Source organism: Specibacter sp. NPDC057265 (assembly GCF_042668835.1).
Taxonomy (GTDB): domain Bacteria; phylum Actinomycetota; class Actinomycetes; order Actinomycetales; family Micrococcaceae; genus Specibacter.
On sequence record NZ_JBHUYE010000010.1, the window covers coordinates 118,179 to 126,795 of the forward strand.

The following is an 8,617-nucleotide window of genomic DNA, read 5'->3' on the forward strand; positions in this document are numbered from 1 at the left end:
GCAGCGGCTGTCAAGGGTTTTTGGCGCGGCGCAGCCGGAGGCGAGATATCCTATGGTGCATGCCCACTCCCCCAGCCGCTGGAATCCACAAGCGGTCCCTGCTGCGCGATGAAGTCTACGAATCCATCCGCGACGCCATTGTTGATGGCACTTTTGCCCCCGGCGAGCGCCTGCGTGATCCGGAACTTCAGGCCTGGCTTGGGGTGAGCCGGACGCCGATCCGTGAGGCCCTGCTGCGCCTGGAGCGGGCGGGGCTGATCCTTTCGCAGCCGGGCAGGGCCACCATGGTGGCTCCGCTGACTGCGGAATCGACCATCAGCGCCCAGCAGGTGGTCGCCGCCATGCATGAACTGGCGGCAAGGCTCGCCGTGCCGCTGCTGGGACCTGCCGAGCTGGCGGACATGACTGACGCCAATGCCCGCTTCGCCAAAGCCCTTGACAGCAACGACGCCGACGCCGCCCTGGCCGCCGACGACGGTTTCCACGCGATTCTGCTCGGCGCCTGCGGCAATGACATGGTTCCTTTGGTACTGGAACAGGCCATGCCTCTGCTGCGGCGGGTGGAACGCCAACGTTTCAGCTCGCAGGCGGCGCAGCATTCGGTCCTGGCGCATGCGCGGATCATCCAACTGGCGGCGGCGGGGGACGCGGATGGGGCCGCGCTGGCGAGCCGGGCGAACTGGTTGTCCCTGGGGGCAGCGGCACAAGGCTGAGGCGGCAGCACCGCATGACCGGAACTGCTTCCTGGTGGATCCGGGCGGGCCGGACGGTGGCTTTCCAGTTGTCCAGCTTGTTGCCAACGGGTCGGGTTGGATGGCGGCGTCCCTCAACGCCGGCCGTCAGCTCGGCAAAAGGGCGCCTGCGCCCGGGACCGGCGGGCAACCACCTCCGGGCAACTTAAGATGGAGGGATGAGCGCAACACTTGTGGCGAAGGACCTCTCCGGAGGCCACGCCCACCGCACCCTGTTCAGCAAGCTTTCCTTCACGGTGGCCCCCGGTGATGTGATTGGCGTGGTGGGCGCCAATGGCGCGGGCAAGTCCACCCTGCTGAGCCTGCTGGCCGGCGCGGCCACCCCGCAGGGCGGCTCCGTCAGCACCACCCCGCAGGATGCGTTTGTGGGCTGGCTGCCGCAGGAACACGAACGTGTTTCGGGGGAATCCATTGCCGCCTACATTGGCCGCCGCACCGGCTGCACTGCCGCCACCGGGGCCATGGAATCCTCCGCCGAGGCCCTGGGCACAGGTGATTCCGCAGCCGATGACAGGTACGCCAACGCCCTGGACCACTGGTTGGCCTGCGGCGCCGCGGACCTGGAGGAGCGCATCCCGGTGACGCTGGCCGAGCTGGGCCTGAACCTTTCCCCCGAGGCGCCCATGACGGGGCTCTCCGGGGGGCAGGCCGCCCGCGTGGCGCTGGCGGCGCTGTTGCTGAGCCGCTTCGACGTCGTGCTGTTGGACGAACCCACCAACGATTTGGATTTGGCCGGACTGGCCCGGCTCGAGGAATTCGTGAAGGGTCTGCGGGGCGGGGTGGTGCTGGTCTCCCACGACCGCGAATTCCTGGCCCGCACCATCACCTCGGTGGTGGAGTTGGATCTGGCGCAGAACAAGGTGGCTGTGTACGACGGCGGCTATGATTCCTTCCTGGAGGAACGCGCCATTGCCCGCCGCCACGCCCGTGAGGCCTACGACGAATTTGCCGGCAAGAAGGCTGATTTGGTGGGGCGTGCACGGACGCAGCGCGAATGGAGCTCCCAGGGCGTGCGCAACGCCATGAAAAAGAACCCCGACAATGACAAGATCCGCCGCAAGGCCAGTGCGGAATCCTCCGAGAAACAGGCGCAGAAGGTGCGCCAAATGGAATCGCGCATTGCCCGGCTGGACGAGGTGGAGGAGCCGCGCAAGGAGTGGGCGCTGCAGTTCACCATTGGCGCCGCACCGCGTTCCAGCACTGTGGTCTCCACGTTGAATGCGGCGGTGGTGCGCCAAGGTGGTTTCACACTGGGCCCGGTGTCCGTGCAGGTCAATGCCGGCGAGCGGATCGGCATTACAGGCCCCAACGGCGCCGGCAAGTCCACCCTGCTGAAGCTGCTGCTGGGACGCGTCGCCCCGGATCAGGGCACCGCCTCCCTGGGAGCCAATGTGGCCATTGGCGAGGTGGACCAGGCCCGCAGCCAATTTCCGGAACAGGTCCCGCTGGGTGACACCTTCGAGGAACTGGTCCCGGAAATGAACCAGGGCGAAGTGCGCACCCTGCTGGCCAAGTTTGGCTTGAAGGCCGATCAAGTGACCAGCCCCGTGGGCGCGCTGTCACCCGGCGAACGGACGCGCGCATCCTTGGCGCTGCTGCAGGCCCGCGGCGTCAATGTGCTGGTGCTGGATGAGCCCACCAACCACCTGGACCTGCAGGCCATTGAGCAGCTCGAAGAGGCGTTGGAAAGCTATGAGGGAACGCTGCTGCTGGTCACCCACGACCGCCGCCTGCTGGAGAATGTGCAGCTGGACACGCGCTGGGCCGTGCAGCACGGAGAGCTCACATCTGGCCGGTAAGAGCGGATGCGCGCTGCCAGCCAAAGTGCCGGGTCAGCAGCCGCGACCACTTGTTGGCGGCCAGTTCCGGGTTCAGCATGGCAATGCCCAAACAGTACTTGCTCATGCTCAGAGGACGAACCCCCATCTTCAACAAGGCTTGATCTGCGGTGCCCCGGCCGGTGGCAGACTTGGTTTCCACAATAATCATGTCCGGGCCGTCAATGCTGAACTGCTGGTTTTTGCACACCAGATCGATATCGCAGGTGAGCCTCTCCTGATGGACTGGATCCACAAAGGTGCAGCGCGAATAATCCGTCTGCAGCACCGGTTCCAGTATTGGTGTTTCCACGGCGTAGTTCGCTTCCAGCAATCCAGCCAGGAAACTATGGGCGTCGCGGGTCATGATGCCACGATCGTCCACCGAGTGGGGCCAGCGGTACTTGACCGTTTCGCCCCGATTGCTTTTGAGCTTCGCTTCAAACATGCATTCGTTGCTGTCAACGTAGAGCCGGGTCCGCGCCTTGTAACGACGGCGGCGGCCCTGGCGGTGGGCCCGGAACTGGGCCAGGTCCGGGGTGTCGAAGTACACGGACTCGTATCCAAAGATACGTTTTTGGTCAATTTCCAACACCCGGTAGCTGGCGCCGAGTCGGCTGACCAGTTCAACCATCTGCTCCGGGGACAGCAGAAACTTCTTGTCCACGCGGGTTTGCAGGGCTGCAGCACTCATCACTTCAGTAAGGGTGATCGGTGCCATGGCACCGGCCAGATCATGAAGTGCGCCGCGGGCACGGCCGCCAAGAGGCGCCCAGCTCTGAACCGGCAATGCCGCGGGCAATGACTGTTCCCGGGCAACTTCATTGTTGTCCGGCTGTGCCCCCTCCAGCAGTCCCGAACTCATGTGTCGGCCTGGGTCCGGCTCGGGCTGGCGAAGCGCTGTCCCTGACCCAACAGCTCCCGCTCCAAACCATTTACCATGCCGGGGATGTTATTGGCTGAGGTTTTGCGGGTGCGGAAACGCACGTCCACCACCGTCAGATCCCGGACGGTGTCCAGTTCCAGCACGACTGTGCGCATGATGTCGGCGTCGAGCAGTTCCGAGAGCGCTGCCTCCAGGGAATCCTGGCGGCAATGTGCCATGTCCAAGGTGATTTGCTGGCGCTGTGTCCGGGAGGAAAAGCGCCGATTATCGGCCAGGAACATCATGGCCACCAATCCGAAGGACAGCGCTGGGGCCAGCCATGCCGGATCGGGATGCAAACCATTGACCAAGCCGATCGCCAGTGCCATGAAATAGTAGGCCACTTCTTCCTGCGTCAAGGTATCTGAACGCAGGCGAATGATGGAGAGGATGCCGAACAAGCCCATGCCCAGACCCACGCCGGCCCCACTGTCCGCGAGCAGCATGGTGACGGCAAGAATGCCCACATTCAGTGAGACATAAGCCAAGGCCAGGTCTTTACGGAAGTGCCGTGGGAAATAAACTGCATATACCAGCACGGTGATCGCCACTACGTCGGCTGCCAGCGCAATCCAAAAATTCATGTGTTGTTCTCCTTATTGTCCTTGCACCATGGTGGCGTGGCTAAATAAGGGGAAGATAAGAATGTCAGGGTTCGGCAAACCTGTAGCCCAGTCCGCGGATGGTTTCAATCCTGTGCTCGCCCAACTTGGTTCGTAAATATTGCACATACACCCCCACCACATTGGATCCGGGATCAAAGTCAAAACCCCACACGTTCGCCAACAACTGATCTCTTGACAGGACCTGCCCGGCATGACGGACAAATTCCTGGGCCAGTGCAAATTCCCGGGCGCTGAGGGCAACTTCCCGGCCATGCAGGCGCGCCCGTTGCGTTCCGCCGTCGAGGACCAGGTCCCCTGCCACCAAAACTTCACTTTCCACCGGGTATGCCGGGCGCAGCCGGGAGTGGACCCGTGCCACAAGCTCTTCCAGCGCGAAGGGTTTGGCCAGGTAGTCATCGGCCCCGCTGGAAAGTCCTGCCACTTTGTCCTGCACGCTGTCCCTGGCGGAAAGAATGATCACGGGCAGGTGGACGCCGTCGTTCCGCAACTGCCGCAACACGGCCAAACCATCCATAACCGGCAGACCAATATCGAGGATCAGCAGATCAAATGATTCCGTTTCCGCCAGCCGGTATGCCTGCAGGCCGTCAGTGGCGATCTTGGTCTCAAATCCGGCCTCCGTCAAACCAGCCTCCACAAAGGTGGCAATTCCAGTCTCATCTTCGGCAATCAGGATACGTCTCATGCTTGGCCACCCCCGGCTTTTTCCGCACCGGCCGCTCCCTCCGTGGCATCGCGCAGGGGCATGACCAGGGTGAAGCGTGCCCCCGTTCCGGGGGTGCTTGTCAGCGTTGCCTTCCCTCCATGGCCTTTGGCAATGGAGCTCACAATGGCCAGTCCCAATCCTGCACCGTCCCCGCGCCTGACGGTTTCCCCGCGGCGGAACCTGTCAAAGATCCGCTCGGCGTCCTCGGGGCGCACCCCGGCACCCGTGTCCCGGACCCACAGGCGTAATTCAGTGTTTGTCACCACGGAGCCCACGGCAATGCAGTCATCCTTGTGGGTATGGTTCACGGCGTTGGCAGCCAGTTGCATCAGGGCCTGGGTCAGGCGCTCCTCATCCACCTGCACAACACCTTCGGCCAGCGCGTCAATGCTCCAACGCCGCTCACCGAGCATCCGAGCCTTGGCAAGGACATTAATGGTTAAATCCGCCAGATTGGTCGGGGCCACGCGGATGAAGTCTGGCTGCCCGGCTTTGGCCAGCAGGATTAAGTCATGGACAATTCTGTCCATTCGGGAGACCTCATTTTTGATCAAGGGCAAGGACGCTGCGTGGCGCTGGGGATCCTTGGCGAAGAGGTCCAAATGACCGCGCACCACTGTCAACGGCGTCCGCAATTCGTGGCCGGCATCATCAATGAATTCGCGCTGCATCACAAATGCTGTTTGCAATCTATCCAGCATGCCGTTGAAGGTGCGTGCCAAGCTGGCCATCTCGTCAGTTCCAGACACTGGAATACGCCGGGTCAGGTCGCTTTCACTTATGACTTCCGCCGTCTGGCGGATCAAGCGTACCGGGCCTAAAACCCGGCCCGCCAGCACCCAGCTCGCAGCAGCCGCCACAGCCAGCGCAGCCGCACCGACAAGTGCCGTCAGCCGCAAGGACTGAAACAGTGGCTCCCCCACAATTTTGGGGTAAACCATCTGGACAAAGGCCCCCCGGCTGGGATCGCCTACCAGTTCCACAGGGATGACGGCGTAGTGCACCGATCCTGCAGGGGTTTCCAATACGCCATGCAACGGTTGGCGCGCATCCGCTGCATGCTGGACAAATTCCTTATCAAGATCCAGCCGGACCGGTGGCTCCAGCGGCGAGCGTCTATCCGGGTGCCCGTCAACAATGCTGAATGCCGATTCCGCGCGGTTGGATACAGTTCCCTGCAGGTAGTGCGAAAACAAATCTTCCACGGTGTCCTGCGACCGCCCCGATGGGGATTTGGCAAAGGTGCGGAAGTTCTCTGCTGCGTGAATGAGCTGGTCCGTGGTGAGTTCATAGGTGCGTAAATGCAGCAGCCGCCCACTGATCACAATGGTTCCGCCCAACCCGGAAACCAGCAGCAACAACATCCAGCCCACAATTCGAAGCCGGGCACTGCCCAGAGCCGTTCCGCTGGTGACCCGTTGCACCGGGCCGTGCGCAACCTTAGTCATCGGCCCATTCCTTGCTCCACCCTGGACCGGAGAAATCCGTCCAGTAACTGCCCCACGTGTCCGCATAGGCGGCTTTTCCAGCACACTGTTGGATGTTCACCGGCCCGGCCGCTGGAACGCAGCCCGCTTCCTGCCCGGCCGGATTGTCATCCCGGCGCTCTTCTTTGGGCTGCGCCGCTGACTTCGGCAGCGGATAAACCACTATGGATTCACCCAGCTCCAGATGCACTGATCTTTGCTGATGCTCCATAAAGAGCAGCGGTCCGGCCGCCACGGCCAATAGCAGCGCGAGCATGACCAGCAGCCACGACGACACGTTGTGCACAGCTTGAACGCCACGGCGAACCGGCAAGCGTGGAGCGCTGCGAGCTGGAAGCACGGTGTTTTTTGGTGTCATTGCTTCTTCGCTTCCTTAGCTCCGCGGCACCTTGCCAACTTTAGCCACCAGTAAGACGGGGTGGCGGACAACTACCTACAGTAGCAACGCAATTGCAAGGGCTTGCTTTGACTTCTATACCCCCGCATGGTCGCATGGAGGATAGGCGGGCAACGTGACTGGGTCCTTGCGCGCCTCCTAAAGATCCGTTGGGGCGGCAGCGCAATGCGCAAAAGACCGCAACCTTGTGAATTTCCAGCTTGCTGGACTGTGATGACCAGTCCCGGCGGGGCGCCTCCGGCTAAACACCGCGAGGACATGCCACATTCACCGTGCGGGCAGAGGCGCACCGTCAATGCCGCCACGCACGGCCGCAGACGTATCTTTGGGCTGGATTTGGATCAACAAATCCGTTGGCATTTCCACTGACCCAGTGGATCAGGAGAATTGGATGACATTACGAGTCGGCATCATTGGAGCGGGTCCCAGCGGAATGGCCGCCCTGCGGGCCTTTGAATCAGCACGGCAAAAGGGCACCCCAATGCCTGACATCATGTGCTTTGAAAAGCAGAACGACTGGGGCGGGCAGTGGAACAGCACCTGGCGCATGGGCCTGGACGTCCACGGCGAGCCGGTGCACTCCAGCATGTACCGCCACCTGTGGTCCAACGGCCCCAAGGAGTGCCTGGAATTTTCCGACTACTCCTTCGACGAGCACTTTGGCCGCCCCATCTCCTCCTTCCCCCCGCGTGAGGTGCTCTTTGACTACATCAAGGGCCGTGTGGAGAAGTCGGATGTGCGCAAGTATGTGCAGTTCAACACCGTGGCCCGCCACACCAGCTGGAACGAGGAAAGCCAGGAATTCACGCTGAGCGTGGAAGACCTGGCCACCGGCACCACCACTGAACATGTCTTTGACAAGCTCATTGTCTCCACGGGCCACTTCTCCTTCCCCAATGCCCCGGAGTTTGCAGGCCTTGGCGGTTTCCCGGGTGAAGTGCTCCACGCCCATGATTTCCGTGGCGCCGAGCGCTTTGCCGGCAAGCGGCTGCTCCTGATTGGTGCCAGTTACTCCGCGGAGGACATTGGCATGCAGGCGCACAAGATGGGTGCGGCCTCGGTGACGTTCAGCTACCGCACCTCCCCCATGGGCTTTGACTGGCCCAAAAACACCCTGGAGCGCCCCCTGGTCAGCCGCTTTGACGGCAGCACCGCGCACTTCATTGATGGCACGCAGGGTGACTTTGACGCCGTGGTGCTGTGCACCGGATACCAGCACAAGTATCCGTTCCTGCCCGCGGAACTGAGCTTAAAGTCCAAGAACGTGCTCTACCCCAGGAACTTGTACAAGGGCGTGGTGTGGCAGCAGAACACCAACTTGTTCTACCTGGGCGCGCAGGACCAGTACTACACCTTCAACATGTTTGACGCCCAGGCCTGGTTTGCCCGGGACGTGATGACCGGCAAGATTGAGCTGCCCCCGCTGGCGGAACGCGAAGCTGACATTGCGCTGTGGTGCGAACGCCTGGCCGCCCTGCCGGACCATAATGCCGAAGCCGACTTCCAGTCCGATTACCTGCGCGGACTCATTGACGCCACCGACTACCCGCCCTTTGACCTGGACGCCGTCAGTGCCCTGTTCAAGGACTGGATGCACCACAAGGAGAGCGACATTCTGGGCTACCGCGACATGGTGCACCGTTCAGTGGTCACGGGCACCATGGCCACGCGCCACCACACCCGCTGGCTCAACGCCATGGATGATTCCCTGGCCCGCTACCTCAACGGCCCGTCCCAGGACGTGGACACCGGGTCCCTGACCACCCTGACCCGGGAGCTCAGCGCCAGGTAGCCCGGCAATGCAAAAGGCGCGTGCCGGCGTCGTACCAGAGGCAGACGGCTGCGACCGGGGTGAGGTGGTCCTCGGAGAGCACCACGCGCAGCCCGTTGTCGAGGCGGTGCTCGGT

8 protein-coding genes are annotated in these 8,617 nt (G+C 62.4%); 3 read left to right on the forward strand and 5 right to left on the reverse strand.

Features of this window, described 5'->3' with window-relative positions:
- The first annotated feature begins 59 nt into the window (after positions 1–59).
- Together ACFUCV_RS09480 and ACFUCV_RS09485 are read left to right on the forward strand one after the other, a co-directional pair.
- Complete coding sequence (locus ACFUCV_RS09480; RefSeq protein WP_380814940.1) at positions 60–713, forward strand: GntR family transcriptional regulator; 654 nt, start codon at positions 60–62, stop codon at positions 711–713.
- A gap of 197 nt (positions 714–910) precedes the next feature.
- On the forward strand, positions 911–2,551 hold the full coding sequence (locus tag ACFUCV_RS09485; protein WP_380814942.1) for an ABC-F family ATP-binding cassette domain-containing protein: 1,641 nt from the start codon (positions 911–913) through the stop codon (positions 2,549–2,551).
- On the opposite strand, the gene ACFUCV_RS09490 is transcribed toward ACFUCV_RS09485, so the two are convergent.
- From ACFUCV_RS09490 to ACFUCV_RS09510, 5 genes are all read right to left on the reverse strand, one after another.
- On the reverse strand, positions 2,535–3,434 hold the full coding sequence (locus ACFUCV_RS09490) for a polyphosphate polymerase domain-containing protein (protein WP_380814944.1): 900 nt from the start codon (positions 3,432–3,434) through the stop codon (positions 2,535–2,537). The genes ACFUCV_RS09485 and ACFUCV_RS09490 overlap by 17 nt on opposite strands.
- A complete protein-coding gene (locus tag ACFUCV_RS09495) occupies positions 3,431–4,078 on the reverse strand; it encodes a DUF4956 domain-containing protein (RefSeq protein WP_380814946.1) in 648 nt (215 codons plus the stop codon). Before ACFUCV_RS09495 ends, ACFUCV_RS09490 begins: the two co-directional genes overlap by 4 nt.
- 64 nt (positions 4,079–4,142) lie before the next feature.
- A complete protein-coding gene (locus ACFUCV_RS09500) occupies positions 4,143–4,805 on the reverse strand; it encodes a response regulator transcription factor (protein WP_380814948.1) in 663 nt (220 codons plus the stop codon).
- The gene (locus tag ACFUCV_RS09505) at positions 4,802–6,274 is read right to left on the reverse strand and encodes a sensor histidine kinase (RefSeq protein ID WP_380814949.1); all 1,473 of its coding nucleotides are present in this window, start codon (positions 6,272–6,274) and stop codon (positions 4,802–4,804) included. Before ACFUCV_RS09505 ends, ACFUCV_RS09500 begins: the two co-directional genes overlap by 4 nt.
- A complete protein-coding gene (locus ACFUCV_RS09510) occupies positions 6,267–6,590 on the reverse strand; it encodes a hypothetical protein (protein ID WP_380814951.1) in 324 nt (107 codons plus the stop codon). Before ACFUCV_RS09510 ends, ACFUCV_RS09505 begins: the two co-directional genes overlap by 8 nt.
- A 511-nt stretch (positions 6,591–7,101) precedes the next feature.
- Between ACFUCV_RS09510 and ACFUCV_RS09515 the strand changes: the two genes are divergently transcribed.
- Complete coding sequence (locus ACFUCV_RS09515) at positions 7,102–8,502, forward strand: NAD(P)-binding domain-containing protein (protein WP_380814953.1); 1,401 nt, start codon at positions 7,102–7,104, stop codon at positions 8,500–8,502.
- Positions 8,503–8,617 lie beyond the last annotated feature (115 nt).

Bases quoted from the DNA above. Each gene is read 5' to 3' on its own strand.
- ACFUCV_RS09480 (WP_380814940.1), top strand. From the start codon at position 60: ATGCCCACTCCCCCAGCCGCTGGAATCCACAAGCGGTCCCTGCTGCGC.
- ACFUCV_RS09485 (WP_380814942.1), top strand. From the start codon at position 911: ATGAGCGCAACACTTGTGGCGAAGGACCTCTCCGGAGGCCACGCCCAC.
- ACFUCV_RS09490 (WP_380814944.1), bottom strand. From the start codon at position 3,434: ATGAGTTCGGGACTGCTGGAGGGGGCACAGCCGGACAACAATGAAGTT.
- ACFUCV_RS09495 (WP_380814946.1), bottom strand. From the start codon at position 4,078: ATGAATTTTTGGATTGCGCTGGCAGCCGACGTAGTGGCGATCACCGTG.
- ACFUCV_RS09500 (WP_380814948.1), bottom strand. From the start codon at position 4,805: ATGAGACGTATCCTGATTGCCGAAGATGAGACTGGAATTGCCACCTTT.
- ACFUCV_RS09505 (WP_380814949.1), bottom strand. From the start codon at position 6,274: ATGACTAAGGTTGCGCACGGCCCGGTGCAACGGGTCACCAGCGGAACG.
- ACFUCV_RS09515 (WP_380814953.1), top strand. From the start codon at position 7,102: ATGACATTACGAGTCGGCATCATTGGAGCGGGTCCCAGCGGAATGGCC.